Source organism: Mycolicibacterium arenosum (assembly GCF_024320865.1).
Lineage (GTDB): Bacteria > Actinomycetota > Actinomycetes > Mycobacteriales > Mycobacteriaceae > Mycobacterium > Mycobacterium arenosum.
Window position 1 is genome coordinate 277236 of sequence record NZ_JANDBD010000007.1, and the last position, 14469, is coordinate 291704.

Genomic DNA, 14469 nt, shown 5'->3' on the forward strand with positions numbered 1-14469 from the left:
TAAACGGACCGTCAGTCCGTATGGTGGAACCAAGCGGACCGACGGTCCGAATCGTATCCGACAGGGAGACCCCGATGACCGAAACCACCCCGGAAGCGGTGTTCACGGCCGCCACGACGGCGTTCAGCCGCGGCGACATCGACGGCTGGCTGGCCCGCGCGCACGACGACATCGTGCTCGAGTTCCCCTATGCGCCGCCGGGCAGCCCGACGCGCGTCGAGGGCAAGCAGGCCGCCGGCGAGTACCTACGGGCCGTCCCCGCGCAGATCGACTTCGAGGAGGTGACTCACCTCGACGTGCATCAGACGGTCGATCCCGACACCGCGATCGTCGAGTGGTCGGCGAAGGGGCGCATCAAGGCCACCGGCGCGCCCTACGAGATGGCGTACGTGGTGGTCCTGACGCTCACCGACGGACTCATGAAGGAGTACCGCGACTACTGGAATCCGCTGGTGCTCGCGGAGACGCTGTCGTGACCACGCTCGTCATCGGCGCCACCGGAACGGTCGGCGCGTTCGTCGTCGAGTACCTGTCGGCGTCAGGCGAACGGGTGTTGGCGGCCGCGCGCCACGGCGCGGTTCGATTCGACTGGTACGACCGGGGCACCTGGGACACCGCGCTCGACGGGGTCGACCGGATGTACCTGATCGCCCCCGCGGACGACTCCGATCCCGTGGCGGCGATGCGGCCCTTCCTGTCGGCCGCGCGCGATTCGGGGGTGAAACGTGCTGTGCTACAGAGTGGTTCGCCCGTCGAGGAGGGTGATCCCGGCTTGGGTCGCGTGCATGCGGCGGTGGCCGAGACGTTCCCGGAGTGGGCGGTGCTGCGGCCGAGTTGGTTCATGCAGAACTTCTCGGGCACGCACGTGCAGGGCGAGTCGATCCGCACACGCGGTGAGATCGTCTCCGCCACGGGCAGCGGGCGGGTGGGCTTCATCGACGCGCGCGACATCGCGCGAGTCGCAACCGCGGCGCTGACGTCCGACGTCGCGATGAACCGGGAGACGATCCTCACCGGGCCGCAGGCACTGAGCTACGACGACGTGGCCGCGATTCTCAGTCGGGCGTCGGGCCGGCCCGTCAGGCACGTCGGCGTCACAGCCGACCGCCTCGCCGAGATCTTCGAATCCGGCGGCATGCCAACGGAGTACGCGACGGCGCTGGCAGCTATGGACGCGGCGATCGCCACCGGGGCCGAGGACCGGGTCACCGACGAGGTGCTGCGATTGACGGGCAGAGCGCCGCGATCGTTCGAGGAGTTCGCGGCTTAGGGCTTCGTCGCCGAGTGCAGCGCAACGATGCCACCCGACAGGTTGCGCCACCGCACCGCCGACCAGCCCGCCGACGAGATGTCCTGTGCGAGTTGGGGTTGCGTCGGCCAGGCCCGAATCGACTCGGCCAGGTACTGATACGACTCCGGGTCGCTGGAGACCAAGCCCGCCATCCGCGGGAGAGCCTGCATCAGGTACTCCTTGTACGCGAACGAGAAGGCGCGGTTGGTCGGCGTCGAGAACTCGCACACCACCAGCCTGCCGCCCGGCCGGGTCACGCGGGCCATCTCGCGCAGGCCCTCGACGTGCGGGTTGACGTTGCGCAGCCCGAAGCTGATGGTCACCGCGTCGAACACGCCGTCGTCGAACGGCAGTTTCGTCGCGTCACCCGCGACCTTCGACACCGTGCGTCCCGCGCCGGCTTTCAGCATGCCGACCGAGAAGTCGCAGGCCAGGCACCAGGCGCCCGACTTCGCGAGCTCAACCGTCGACACCGCGGTGCCCGCGGCCAGGTCGAGCACCTTGTCGTTGGGGCCGATCTGCAGGGCGGCCCTGGTGGCGCGTCGCCAGGACCGGTCCTGGCCCATCGAGAGCACCGTGTTGGTGATGTCGTAGCGCTTGGCCACGGCGTCGAACATCGACGCGACCTCGTGCGGATTCTTCTCCAGCGACGCGCGGCTCACGGCTCAACGCTACCTGTGAATGCATCCGTTCCGGGAATGGGTGGCCCGTGGTGGCGTTGCTGTTCTACGGCGAGCAGCGAGAGAAAGGGAACGGATATGGCTGAGAAGGTGTGGTTCATCACGGGCGCCTCGCGCGGCTTCGGGCGCGAGTGGTCGATCGCGGCGCTCGAACGCGGCGACAAGGTGGCGGCGACGGCCCGCGACACGTCGACGCTCGACGACCTGGTCGCCCAGTACGGTGACGCGCTGCTGCCGCTGAAGCTCGACGTCACCGACCGCGAGGCGGACTTCGCAGCCGTCGCGCAGGCCCACGACCACTTCGGGCGGCTCGACATCGTCGTCAACAACGCCGGCTACGGCCAGTTCGGCTTCATCGAGGAACTGACCGAGGCCGAGGCGCGCGATCAGATCGAGACCAACGTGTTCGGCGCACTGTGGGTGACACAGGCCGCGCTGCCGTTCCTGCGGGCGCAGCGCAGCGGGCACATCGTGCAGGTGTCGTCGATCGGCGGCATCACCGCGTTCCAGAACGTCGGCATCTACCACGCGTCCAAGTGGGCGCTCGAGGGCTTCTCGCAGGCGCTGGCGCAGGAGGTCGAGTCGTTCGGCATCCACGTCACGCTCATCGAGCCGGGCGGGTTCTCGACCGACTGGGCGGGCCCGTCGTCCAAGCGGGCGACCGAACTCGAGGCGTACGCCGAGGTGCACGAGGACGCGAACCGCAAGCGCGCCCAGCGCATGCCCACGCCCGGCAATCCGACGGCGTCGGCGAAGGCGATCCTGAAGGTCGTCGACGCGTCCCCGCCGCCGTTGCGGGTGTTCTTCGGCGAGAAGCCGCTCTCGCTGGCGAAGGCGGACTACGAGAGCCGCATCAAGCTGTGGGAGGAGTGGCAGCCCGTCGCCGAACTGGCGCAGGGCTAGGCGGCTTGGCAGCGGCGTTGACCCAGGACCTCTTCGTAGTGGGCGACGAGCTGCTCGCACACCTTGGGCCACGTCCGCGCCAACACGCTGCGGCGTGCGGCCACCGAGTAGCGCTGACGCTCGGCCAGCAGGTGATCCACGGCGGTCGGCAGCCTGGCCTCGAACTCGGGCACGCCGAGCAGCAGGCCGGTGTGCATCGGCGTCACCAGGTCCCGGGGGCCGCCGGCGTCGGGGGCCACCACCGGCAGCCCCGACGCCATCGCCTCCTGCACCGCCTGGCAGAACGTCTCGTGCTCGCCGGGATGAACGAACACGTCCATGCTGGCGTAGGCCCTCGCGAGGTCGGCTCCGTACAGCGCGCCGGTGAACACCGCGGTCGGCATGACCTTCTCGAGCTTGGCCCGGTCGACGCCGTCGCCGACGATCACGACCTGCCGATCCCCCCGCGCGGCCACACCTGCGAGGCGTTCCACGTGCTTCTCCGGCGCCAGCCGTCCCACGAAGCCGACGATCGGCCTGCCGTCGGGTGACCACTGCGCGCGCAGTTCCTCGTCGCGTGCGGACGGCACGAATCCCGTGACGTCGACGCCGCGGCCCCAGTGGTGCACGCGCGGAATGCGATGCGCCATCAGGTTCTCCATCGCCGACGTCGACGGCGCCAGCGTGCGGTCGGCCTTGCTGTGCAGGCGACGTGTCCACGCCCAGGCGGCGTGCGACATGAGGCCCATGCCGTAGCTCTCGGCGAATCCCGCGACGTCCGTTTGGAACACCGCGACCGACGGCACCCCGAGCCGACGGGCGGCGTGCACGCCACCCCAGCCGAGCAGCGCCGGCGACGCCAGGTGGACCACATCGGGTTCGAAACCGCGCAGTACCGCGACGATCCGCGGCCACGGGACGCCCAGCGGCAACGAGGTGATCTTCGGGAACATGTACGACGGCACCCGGTGCACCCGCACCCCGTCGTGAACGCGGTCGGCGGGCGCCTCACCCCGCGGCGTGTCCGGGGCGATGACGAGCACTTCGTGTCCGGTGCGACGGAGATGCTCGATCACCCGAAGCACCGAGTTGGTGACACCGTTGACATTCGGGAGGAAACTCTCTGCGACGATCGCAACGCGCACGTCACCGAGAGTGACGCAGCAGTCTGTCCAGAAGGTTGCGTGCGGGGATACGACACGCGAAGCCTCAGGGCGGACATACTTGTGTGATGCGGGTCGCGATCGCGTGGGTGCTGGCGCTGACGCTGCTTGTGACCGGCTGCTCGAGCGTCGCCACCGGCACCGCGCAACGCGACCCGACCCCCGTCCCGGCGGTGCTGTCCGAGGACGGGTCGGGGATCACGATCGGCGTGGCCGACGCCCCGATTCAGTTGGAGTTCTACACCGAACCGCAGTGCAGGCAGTGCGCCGACGTGCAGGCCGACTTCGGTGACCGACTGGCCTATTACGTGGCGATCGGCAGGCTCGCCATCACGTATCGCCCGATGGTGTTGCTGGACAAGGACAACGGCAAGCACTCCGAGCGGGTGGCCAACGCGATGTTCGCGGCCGTCACGCCGGGCGCCGCCAGCGACACCGTGACCACCACCGGGCCGGCGTTCCAGCGCTTCGTCGCCGCCCTGTGGACGACGTGGGACGGTGGGCCCAACGAGCCGACGGTCGAGGAGATGGCCGGATTCGCCCGTGGCGCAGGCATTCCCGAGGAGCAGGTCGCCAGAATCGAGTCGGTGCAGCCGGCGGTCGACACCACCGATACGACCAACGTCAACTTCGAGTTCCTCTACATGCTGGATCCGCTCGACACCGCGATGCCCTACGTCTACGACCTCGACAAGGACAGGAGACTCGACGTCTACGACGACAACTGGCTGTCCACGGTCATGGAGTCCTGACGGGCCCGCCTCTCCAGCACTCCGAGTACCAGCAGGATCGCGGCGGCGGCCAGCCAGCCGACGACGGCGATGGATCCGGCCGGGATGATCGCCAGCGACGCGTTACGGTCCTGTACCCGAACCAGATCCGGATTCGTCCTGTCGTACTCGACGTAGATCCGCATGCCGTTCTCCAACTCCGACGGATACAGCACGCCGAGTTCCGGCCGATACGTGACACGGTCGGGGGTGACGAACTCGATGGTCGACCGCCGCGGGCCCGCGTCGAGCACCTCGGCGGCGGCGACCCCCATGTGACGCTCGATCTGGCGGTCGTTGCGCCACGCGCCGACGACGAGCAGCAGCGACTGCAACGTCACCAGACACGCCGCGATGACGACACCGACACGGATCCGCCGGATGACGCGCTGCGCTCTCGACTCGCCCGGATCACCGATCAGATGCGGGAGCACGACGCGTCGAATCCTGCTGAGACGCAACTTAACCGCTCTGATCACAGGGCCGCCCGGATCGACGCGTGCAGCGACCGCAGTGAGGACCGGTCGGCCTTCACCTCGAGCACCCGCATACCCTCGAACGGCTCGGCGAGCGCGTCGGCCAGACCCTCGGCCTCCACTTGAGCGAAGTCCACGTGATACGCCCGGCAGAGTCCGCCGACGTCGACGTCGTGCGGGGTTCCGAAGATGCGTGAGGACACATCCGAGAACCGCGGGTCGCCCTGCTCGAGGAGCTCGAAGATGCCGCCGCCGTTGTCGTTGGACACGACGATGGTCAGGCTCTTCGGCGACGGTTCGGTGGGCCCGATCAACAGGCCCGAGCTGTCGTGTACGAACGTCAGGTCGCCGATCAGCGCGATCGTGCGGCCGCCGGTCGGGTCGTGGGCCAACGCGGCGCCGATCGCCGTCGACACGGTGCCGTCGATCCCGGCGACCCCGCGGTTCGAGCGCACCCGCACGCCGTGCGCACTCAGGCCGACCAGGGCCGCGTCGCGCACGGGGTTCGAGGCGCCGAGCACCAGCTGGTCACCCGGTCGCAGCCCCTCGGCGACGGCCGCCGCCACGTGCAGTCCCGTCGTGAGCGGATGCGCGTGCAGCTGCGCCCGCACGGTCTCGACGGCGCGCGCGTTGGCCTGTCCGCACCGGGCGAGCCAGTCCGGGTCGGGGGTGCCGCTGAGCACCGCGCGCGTCCCGGTGGCCTGCGAGTTCCCCGATACGTCGGGCCACCGCGGGCCGGTCGTCAGCGCGAATACCGGCAGTGACGGGTCGGCCAGCAGCGCCGACACCGGCCGGTGCAGCGTGGGCCGGCCCAGCATGATCACCTGCTTGGGCCGCACCGAGGGCAACGCCAGCGGATGCAGCGGGTTGAGCGCCGGCGGCGCCGTCGGCTCGGCGACCGTCGGCAGGTCACTGAGGTTTCGATGCACACCCGCACCGTGGCCGGCGATGACGACGGTGTCAGGCGTCAGGTCGATGTCGAGCGGCTGGTCGAACGTCACCGCGGGCGTGTAGGTCCACGGCTTGCCGTCGGGACGTCCGGGATACGGGGAGCCATGAGCCTCATCTTCACCGACGTCGGGCACCAACGGCTCGCGCAGCGGGATGTCGAACTGCACCGGACCTGCGTTGGCGCTGCGAGAACCCTTGGCCGCCACCAGAACCCGACACGTCGCCGAGCGCCACTGCGCGTTCAGGGCCTCGATCCGGTCGACGGCGCCCTCCGCGAGGCCGAGGCTGATCGTCTCCCGCACCTGCGTGCCGAAGTAGCCGAGTTGCTCCATGGTCTGGTTCGCGCCGGTGCCCAGCAACTCGTAGGGCCGGTTGGCGCTGAGCACGATGAGCGGCACGCGCGCGTAGTTTGCCTCGACGACGGCGGGGCCCAGGTTGGCCACCGCGGTACCCGACGTCATCGCGATCGGAACCGGCCGCATCCCGTCCCCCAAAGCCAGGCCGATCGCCAGGAAGCCGGCCGTCCGCTCGTCGATGCGGACGTGCAGCCTCAGCCGTCCCGCACGGTCGGCGTCGGCCAGTGCGAAGGCCAGCGGTGCGTTGCGCGAACCGGGACACAGCACCACGTCGCGGACGCCGCCGCGAATCAGTTCGTCGACGACGATGCGGGCCTGCGTCGTCGAAGGGTTAGCCATTACTACAGCGTGTCACACCCCGTCGGGGACGCCTCGGCGGCGAATCCGGGGTCACCGTGCCGTCACTAGACGCCGGACCCGAAGAACTCCAGAACCGAGGCGTTCACGGCGTCGGGCCGCTCGATGAAGCCGAGGTGTCCGGCGTCGGGTATCTGCAGGTAGCGGGCGCCGGGGATGGCGTCGGCGACCTCGCGGCCCAGGTGCGGCGGCAGCAGCAGATCGTCGGCGAAACCGATCACCAGCACGGCCGCCTCGATGCTCCGGTACACCGGCAGCCGGTTGCCGGTGGGTGCGACGTCGACCTGGGCGAGCAGGCCCGGCGTCGGCTTGGTGGGCCACATGGTGAACATGTCGATCCAGTCGCGCACCGCGGCGTCGTCGTTGAGCGTGGTCGGCGAGAAGTTCTCGATGAGCCGCAGCTTCGCGTCGTACTTCGGCGGCAGCTCGATACCCGAGGCCTGCAACTCGCGCTCCGCCTCGCGACCGAAGGCCCTGGTGCGGTCCTCGCGGCCGCGGGTGGCCATCAGCACCGCCGCCGACACCAGGTCCGGCCGCGCGACCATGAGCTCCTGGGCGATGAACGCGCCCATCGACACCGCCACGATGCGCACCGGCCCGGCGTCGATCTTCTCGATCAGCCGGGCGGTGTCGCCGACCATCTGCTCGGTGGTGAAGCCCGACGCGTTCTCCGTCGCACCGATGCCCCGGTTGTCGAACGTGATGACGCGGTAGCCGGCGCGTTGGAAGGCGGGCACCTGATGCAGGTGCCACGTCCGGCCCGCTCCCCCGCGCCCCGCGATGAAGAGGACCGGATCCCCGGAGCCGCGGTCGTCGTACGCCAAATTCACCCGGCCGACCCTACCCACTGCGATTCGTGCACGCTGAGGCGCGGTGAGCGCTCTTTCGCGTGCACGAATCACGCGGTCCTGCGACCGCTGCGGGCGATGTGGATGGCGCGGTCCCACAGCAGCTTGACCGGGGCGCCGAGCTGGCCGGTCTTGACCATGTCGGCCGACAGCGCCGCCGTGGCCAGCGCCTTGGTCGACGCCGAGGCCTTGGACATGTGGCCGGAGTCGAACGGCGGCTGCGGGTCGTACTCGATCACCAGCTGGATGGCCTTGGCCTTGGCCTCGCCGACGATCTGCCCGGTCAGCCACAGCCCCATGTCCAAGCCCGCGGACACTCCGGCGGCGGTGACGATCTTTCCCTCGTGCACGATCCGCTGATCGCTCACCGCCGTGACCCCGAACGGCTTGAGCATCGGCAGACACATCCAGTGCGACGTGGCGCGCCGGCCCTCGAGGATGCCCGCCGCGGCCAGCAGCACCGAACCCGAGCAGACCGACGTCGTCCACGTCGACGTCTCGTGTGCGCGGCGCAGCCACTCGAGCACCACCTCGTCGCGGGCGTGCTCCATCGTGGCGGGCCCACCCGGCACCAGAATGATGTCGGGCGAAGGGGTTTCGTCGAACGAGTGGGTCGCCCCGACGAGCAGCACACCGGAGTCGGCGGCGATCGGGCCCGCCTCGTGCCAGACGAAGCGCACCTCGGCGTCGGGGATGTTCCGCAGCGACTCGTAGGGACCGATGAAGTCCAGGGCGGTGAAACCGGGATAGAGCACGACGGCGATCTGCATGGCGGTGTTCCTCTCAGGCGGATGTGTAGGCGAACGACTTGCGGTACTGATCGGGCGAAACACCCACGCGCCGAACGAAGTTGCGTCGCATGGTCTCCGCGGTGCCGAAGCCGCAGCGCATCGCGATGACGGTGACCGTGTCGTCGGTCTCCTCGAGCTGACGGCGGGCGGCCTCGGTGCGGACGCGTTCGACGTAGGCACCCGGAGCCTCGCCGACCTCGTCGGTGAACACCCGCGTGAAGTGGCGGGGGCTCATCGCGGCCCGTTTAGCGAGTTCGGTGACGCTGTGACCGCCGCCGGGATGCGACTCGATGGCCTCCTGCACGTCGCGGATCGGCTCGCGTTTCGCGCGCGGCATCCACACCGGCGCGGCGAACTGCGTCTGGCCGCCCGGCCTCCGCAGGTACATCACCAGCCAGCGCGCCACCGTCTGCGCGACCTCGGACCCGAAGTCGTCCTCCACCAGGGCCAGGGCCAGGTCGATGCCGGACGTCACCCCCGCAGCCGTCCACACCTTCTCCGAGCTGCGCACGAAGATCGGCTCGGGGTCGACGCGCACGGCCGGGTACTCGGCGGCCATCGCGGCGGCGTAGGCCCAGTGCGTCGTCGCGGGGCAGCCGTCGAGCAGACCGGCCTCGGCCGCGAGCATGGCGCCATTGCACACGCTGATCACCCGACGGGAGTTCGCCGCTGCGGCCACGACCCAGTCGACGAGCCGCCGGTCGCGTCGAGCGGAGTCGGTGCCGAAGCCGCCGGGCAGCACGACGGTGTCGAACGGACCCGCCGAATCAGGGAGCGGGCGGGCGACCAGTTCCAACCCGGTGCCGGTCGCCACCGGGGCGCCGTCGACGGACGCCAGCGTCACGTCGTAGCCGTCGGCGGGTCGACCGTGCCCGGCCAGCAGCGCCGTCGCGCCGGTGAACACGTCGAACGGGCCGACGAGGTCGAGGGCCTGCACACCCTCGAACCCCACGACGACCACGGATCTCAGCACTCCCCCAGTGTTGGCGATCGACGGCCGTGTCGTCTATGCCATGGGCCCCACAGATCAGGACATCGCCCTGACGGCGTGTGACGCACTAAAGTCTCGCGCTATGAGGATGCGCAGGTTGGGAGCGGTTATCGCGACTCTGGCGCTGCTGACCGCCGGATGCGCGTCCGTGATCGACGGCAGGGCCGTCGCGGGTGATGAGCCGGGTACCGGAGTGGGGCTGAGCCGGGACGGATTCGGCGTCGAACTGGGGACCTCGCGCGACGCCCGGATCGAGTTCTTCCTCGAGCCCCAGTGTCCGCACTGCGGCGAGTTCTTCGGCGAGTACGTCGAGCAGCTGAACGACCACATCAACGACGGGGAGTTGACCCTCACGCTGCGCCCTGTCACCTTCCTCGACGACGGCGTCATCGACTACTCGGCTCGTGCGAGCAACGCGATCTTCCTGGTGGCCGAGGAGGACGGCGCGAGCCCCGCGCTCGTCATGGCCTTCGTCGCGCAGCTGTTCGAGAACATGTTGCGGACCGAGGTGGAGCCGACCGACGACGACATCGCGCAGATCGCGAACGACGTCGGAGCGTCGGCCGACACCGTGAATCGCGTCGCCGCCGCCGAACCCGCGCTCGACCCGGTGGAGATGAGCGACGCCAACCTCGAGACCATGGACCAGTTCGGCTCCACCAGCACGCCGACCGTCTACGACCTCGAGGCCGAAGCCGAGGTCGACCTCGACGATCCCGCCTGGCTCGACAAGGTGATCGGCGAGTAGGTCAGCGCACCAGCGGGGCGAGGTGCATGCGCGCGTACCGCGCCACGGCGTCGTCGTCGTCGACGTCCAGCACGCCCGTGCGCACCTGCACCAGTGACGTGGCCATGCGAATGTGCAACTCGCACACCGCGAGAAGGTCGGCGTCGGGCATGCGGGCACCCGCGGCGCGCATCGCCTTCGCCATGGCCTTCGACGCGTGGACCAGGAACTGGCGAGCCTCGTCGACCATGTCCGCGGTGGCGGTGAAGTCGGGGTCGAGCTGCAGGAACCGACGCATGACGGGGTCGCTCGCCAGCAGGCGCACCCCCTCGCGGAAGGCGGCGACCGACGCCTCCTGCGGACCGTCGTCGATGCTCACGGTCTGCAGTCGCTCGAACGCGAATTCCAGTGTCTGGCGGCCCAGTTCGGCGATCAGCGCCTCGCGGCTGGGGAATCGGCGGTAGAGCGTGCTGCGGCTGACGCCCGCCTGTCGCGCGATGACGTCCATGCCGGCTCGGCCGATCCCGACGAGCGCCACCTCCTCGGCGGCGGCCTTGAGGATCGCCGTCTCCTGCTCACTGCGGCTGGCGCTGGTCCGCTTCACCGGGCCGGGCACCCCGGCGGGGGCGCGAAGGACTCCAGCGCCACCGAACGGTGCAGGCGCACCAGCTTCTCGTACTCGATGCGGTTGCGAGCCAACGGAATCAGCAGCAACCGGTCCGGCAACGTGCGCCACGCCAGCTGCAGGAGCCTGCAGTACAGCTCGAACTCGCGGTCGTGGCGCGCCTCCCAGCGGAATCCCGTCAGATCGCGGACGCCGGGGTGCAGGATGCCGAACGAGCACACCTTGACGACGCGGCCTGCGACGGGCCGCAGCAGCAGCCACGGTGGGGCCAGCGCGCGGCGCAGCGTCGGCGGCAGCATCAGGGTGGGCAGTGGCAGCCGCGTCAGATCCCGAGTCACCTTGCGCAGGAACGGGTTGGCGGCGAGTTCGGTGGCGACCATGTCGTCGTAGTAGGCGACGGCCTCGTCGTGGGTGGCGGGGAGTTTGGCGTTGCGCCCCGGCAGTTCCAGCGCGCGGAACGCCTCGAGCAGTTGCTCGTAGGCGGCGTCGCGCTCGGGATCGGTCATCGTGATACCCGTGCACGGGGTGAAGGAGTTCAGCACCAGGAACAGGCCGCTGACCGCGATCCAGTTCCACAGCTTCGGATCCAGCGCGCTGTAGCGGACGTCGGCGAACTCGCCCTTACCCCGGCCCCGGACGTCGCGGTGCAGCGTCCTGAGCCGGTTCCCCTCGGCGGCGCGGTCCTCCGCGTCGCCCCAGATCGCGAGGAACGTCGACAAGCCGCTGCGCACACCGCGATCGGCGAAGTTGGCCTCGAACCGGCCGGTCCTGTCGACCGCGGCGGCGACGGGGACCAGGGCGACCTCGTCGAACGCCGCGGCACCGAAGAATCCGCCGAGGGTGCTGCCGGTGTGCTTGCGGAACTCGGCCATGACGCGGGGCCGCACGGCGACCTCGGAGTGAACTCGATCGACAGTGACCATGGGCGCCTCCCAGCGTTGGCACAAAGACTAGGCCTTTGTGTCAACGTGTCAAGGGGAGGCACGCCGCGATGCGCTCGATCCACCACCGCCTGCGGTCGGCGGGCGCGGCCAGTGCGGCCAGCCGCGCCGGATCGGGGACGACGGGCCGGACCGGAAGCGCGCCGTCGACGAGCACCAGCGGATCGGCGACGTCCTCGACGAACAACCCGCCGGTGCCCAGACCGCACGCGTGCCGCAGCTCGGGTAGGCACGCCGCGGCGAGCAGTCCGCGCGACATGCCGACCGCGGAGTCCAGCGCGCTCGACACGACGATCGGCACGTCGATCTGAGAGGCGATGTGCAGCAACGGCGTCACCCCGCCGAGCGGTGCCACCTTCACCACCGCGACGTCGGCGGCGCGGGATCGCACGACGTACAGCGGGTCGTCGGCCTTGCGGATGCTCTCGTCGGCGGCGACGCGAACGTCGATCTTCGCGCGCAACTCGGCGAGCTCGGGCACGGTCGCACACGGCTGCTCGAGGTACTCCAGCGGGCCGTCGGCGGTCAGCGCCGTGGCGGCCGCGACGGCCTCGGGCACCGTCCACCCGCCGTTGGCGTCGACCCGAACCGTGGGCACCAGCGCGCGCACCGCGTTCACCCGTGCGACGTCGTCGGCGAGGGTCTGCCCCCTCTCCGCCACCTTGACCTTGGCGGTCCGCGCGCCGGGGAACCGCGCCAGCACGTCGGGCACCCGCTCGGCCTCGACGGCGGGCACCGTGGCGTTGATCGGGATGGCATCGCGCACCGCCGGCGGCGACGGCTCGTAGGCGGCCTCGATACCCGCGGCCAGCCAGTGCGCCGCCTCGGCGGGTCCGTACTCGGGGAACGCCCCGAACTCCCCCCAGCCGGCGGGTCCCTGGAACAGCGCCACCTCGCGGACGTCGATGCCGCGGAAGCGCACCCGCATCGGCAGCGCGACCACGTGCAGGCGGTCGAGGAGGTCGTCGAGCGTCGGCACGTCCCCAGTCTGCCCGCGACTCGGAATCTGACGACGGAAAAGGCGCTTTCGCGTCGTCAGATTCCAACTCGGCTAGACCTTGCGGCCGGCGTTCTCCCAGTGCGGCTGACGCAGGTCCTTCTTGAGGATCTTGCCGGTGGGGTTGCGCGGCAACTCGTCGAGGATGTCGACGGTCTTCGGGCACTTGTAGCCGGCCAGCCGCTCGCGGGCGAACGCGATGATGTCCGCTTCGGTGGCGTCACCCTCCAGCGCGACAACGGCTTTCACGGCCTCACCCCACTTCTCGTCGGGAATGCCGATGACCGCGACCTCGGCGATCGCCGGGTGTTCGGCCAGTACGCGCTCGACCTCGATCGAGTAGACGTTCTCCCCGCCGGTGATGATCATGTCCTTCAACCGGTCCTCGACGAAGATGTAACCGTCCTCGTCGACGCGGCCGATGTCGCCGGTGCGGAACCAGCCGTCCTCGGTGATGGCCTCGGCGGTCGCTTCGGGCTTGTTGTGGTAGCCCTTCATCAACTGCTTTGTGCGGAACCACAATTCACCCTGCTCGCCCTGCTTGACGTCCTCGAGGGTGTCCGGGTCCACCACCCGCACCTCGGCCCCCGGCACCAGCCGGCCGGCGCTGACCATCCGCTCCTCGTTGCCGTTTCGATGGTCCTCGGGCGCGAGCAGGCTGATGACGCCGCCGACCTCGGTCAGCCCGTAGGCCTGGATGAAGTCGGTGTCCGGCCACGCCTCGAGCGCCTGGCGCAGCAGTGGCAGCGGCATGGGCGAGGCGCCGTACCCGTAGGTCTTCAACGCGCTGAACAGCTTGACCGCGTCGGGCCCGATCTCGAGCACCTTGGCCAGCACCGCGGGCACCAGGAAGGTCCGGTTGGCACCCGCCAGGATGCCTGCGGCGAGCTGCGCCCCGTCGACGTCGCGCGTCATGTAGCTGGCGATGCCCTCGTGCAGACCGAGCTGCATGTACGACGTGCCGCCGACGTGGAACAGCGGCATGGCGACGAGGTTCTTGTCGTCCGCGTCCATCTCCCAGCCGTCGAACGCGTTGACGGTGTGCGCGATGAGGTTGGCCTGGGTGAGCGAGACGCCCTTGGGCCTGCCGGTGGTCCCCGACGAGTACATGATGATGCAGACGTCGTCGGGTTCCACGTCGGGCGAGCGGTCCACCGGTGTCGCCGCCGCGAGCATCGCCTCGTACTCGTCACCGTCCTTGCCGTCGGGCGTCAGTTCGATGAGGTGCTCGACGTTCGGCAGCTTGTCGCGGATCTTCTCGATGCCGGGCTTCAGCTCGGTGCCGACGATCAGCAGCTTGGCGCCGCAGTCGTTCAGTACGTAGTCCATCTCATCGGCGGCGAGGCGGAAGTTGATGATCGCGGTCGCCGCCCCCAAAGAGGCTGCGGCCAGCACCGTTTCGGCGCACGCCGGGTGATTCTTGTCGAGGAACGCGATGACGTCGCCGCGGCCGACACCCCGGTCGGCGAGGGCGCCCGCGAGGTGGCGGATGCGGTCGTACCACTGCGACCACGTCCAGGTGCGTTCCAGGAAGGTGATGGCCTCGGCATCGGGTTTGGTCTTCGCCCAGTGGGCGGTTCGCTCGTCGAGGAAACGGGGTTCGGGCAACGCTGACATGACGCA

Annotated in this window: 16 protein-coding genes; 5 read left to right on the forward strand and 11 right to left on the reverse strand. The window is 69.8% G+C overall.

The annotated features are described in order from the left end of the window. Positions 1–74: 74 nt before the first annotated feature. Positions 75–476, forward strand: a complete 402-nt coding sequence (locus NM203_RS18440) for a nuclear transport factor 2 family protein (RefSeq protein ID WP_255061511.1) — start codon at positions 75–77, stop codon at positions 474–476. Next, positions 473–1270, forward strand: a complete 798-nt coding sequence (locus NM203_RS18445) for an NmrA family NAD(P)-binding protein (RefSeq protein WP_255061512.1) — start codon at positions 473–475, stop codon at positions 1268–1270. Before NM203_RS18440 ends, NM203_RS18445 begins: the two co-directional genes overlap by 4 nt. Here the strand turns inward: NM203_RS18445 and NM203_RS18450 are convergent. Then, entirely contained in the window at positions 1267–1953 is a 687-nt protein-coding gene (locus NM203_RS18450) for a demethylmenaquinone methyltransferase (protein WP_255061514.1), read from the reverse strand. The genes NM203_RS18445 and NM203_RS18450 overlap by 4 nt on opposite strands. A gap of 96 nt (positions 1954–2049) precedes the next feature. Between NM203_RS18450 and NM203_RS18455 the strand changes: the two genes are divergently transcribed. Next, the gene (locus tag NM203_RS18455) at positions 2050–2874 is read left to right on the forward strand and encodes an SDR family oxidoreductase (protein WP_255061515.1); all 825 of its coding nucleotides are present in this window, start codon (positions 2050–2052) and stop codon (positions 2872–2874) included. Here the strand turns inward: NM203_RS18455 and NM203_RS18460 are convergent. Beyond that, positions 2871–3998, reverse strand: a complete 1128-nt coding sequence (locus tag NM203_RS18460; RefSeq protein WP_255061516.1) for a glycosyltransferase family 4 protein — start codon at positions 3996–3998, stop codon at positions 2871–2873. The genes NM203_RS18455 and NM203_RS18460 overlap by 4 nt on opposite strands. Before the next feature lie 86 nt (positions 3999–4084). Between NM203_RS18460 and NM203_RS18465 the strand changes: the two genes are divergently transcribed. Further along, entirely contained in the window at positions 4085–4768 is a 684-nt protein-coding gene (locus tag NM203_RS18465; protein ID WP_255061517.1) for a DsbA family protein, read from the forward strand. On the opposite strand, the gene NM203_RS18470 is transcribed toward NM203_RS18465, so the two are convergent. The 5 genes from NM203_RS18470 to NM203_RS18490 all read right to left on the reverse strand — a co-directional run bounded on the left by NM203_RS18470 (position 4729) and on the right by NM203_RS18490 (position 9538). Continuing rightward, positions 4729–5262: a DUF3592 domain-containing protein gene (locus NM203_RS18470; RefSeq protein WP_255061730.1), complete on the reverse strand. Its 534-nt coding sequence runs from the start codon at positions 5260–5262 to the stop codon at positions 4729–4731. The genes NM203_RS18465 and NM203_RS18470 overlap by 40 nt on opposite strands. Further along, the gene (gene menD, locus NM203_RS18475; protein WP_255061518.1) at positions 5262–6908 is read right to left on the reverse strand and encodes a 2-succinyl-5-enolpyruvyl-6-hydroxy-3-cyclohexene-1-carboxylic-acid synthase; all 1647 of its coding nucleotides are present in this window, start codon (positions 6906–6908) and stop codon (positions 5262–5264) included. Before menD ends, NM203_RS18470 begins: the two co-directional genes overlap by 1 nt. 65 nt (positions 6909–6973) lie before the next feature. Then, entirely contained in the window at positions 6974–7756 is a 783-nt protein-coding gene (locus tag NM203_RS18480) for an alpha/beta fold hydrolase (protein ID WP_255061519.1), read from the reverse strand. 68 nt (positions 7757–7824) lie between these two features. Further along, a complete protein-coding gene (locus NM203_RS18485) occupies positions 7825–8544 on the reverse strand; it encodes a DJ-1/PfpI family protein (protein ID WP_255061520.1) in 720 nt (239 codons plus the stop codon). Positions 8545–8557: 13 nt separating this feature from the next. Then, positions 8558–9538, reverse strand: a complete 981-nt coding sequence (locus NM203_RS18490; RefSeq protein ID WP_255061521.1) for a GlxA family transcriptional regulator — start codon at positions 9536–9538, stop codon at positions 8558–8560. A 100-nt stretch (positions 9539–9638) separates the two neighbouring features. On the opposite strand from NM203_RS18490, the gene NM203_RS18495 reads away from it, so the two are divergent. Then, complete coding sequence (locus NM203_RS18495) at positions 9639–10304, forward strand: DsbA family protein (RefSeq protein ID WP_255061522.1); 666 nt, start codon at positions 9639–9641, stop codon at positions 10302–10304. A gap of 1 nt (position 10305) precedes the next feature. Here the strand turns inward: NM203_RS18495 and NM203_RS18500 are convergent, their stop codons facing one another. The 4 genes from NM203_RS18500 to NM203_RS18515 are packed head-to-tail and all read right to left on the reverse strand — an operon-like array spanning position 10306 to position 14463. Then, a complete protein-coding gene (locus NM203_RS18500) occupies positions 10306–10887 on the reverse strand; it encodes a TetR/AcrR family transcriptional regulator (RefSeq protein WP_255061523.1) in 582 nt (193 codons plus the stop codon). After that, positions 10884–11831, reverse strand: coding sequence for an oxygenase MpaB family protein (locus NM203_RS18505; protein ID WP_255061524.1), 948 nt, complete (start codon positions 11829–11831; stop codon positions 10884–10886). Before NM203_RS18505 ends, NM203_RS18500 begins: the two co-directional genes overlap by 4 nt. A gap of 40 nt (positions 11832–11871) precedes the next feature. After that, positions 11872–12855 (reverse strand): o-succinylbenzoate synthase, encoded by a 984-nt coding sequence (locus NM203_RS18510; RefSeq protein WP_408633375.1) that lies wholly within the window; start codon positions 12853–12855, stop codon positions 11872–11874. 45 nt (positions 12856–12900) lie between these two features. After that, positions 12901–14463 carry a long-chain-fatty-acid--CoA ligase gene (locus NM203_RS18515; protein WP_255061526.1) on the reverse strand — a complete coding sequence of 521 codons (1563 nt, stop codon included), beginning with the start codon at positions 14461–14463 and terminating at the stop codon, positions 12901–12903. Positions 14464–14469: the final 6 nt, after the last annotated feature.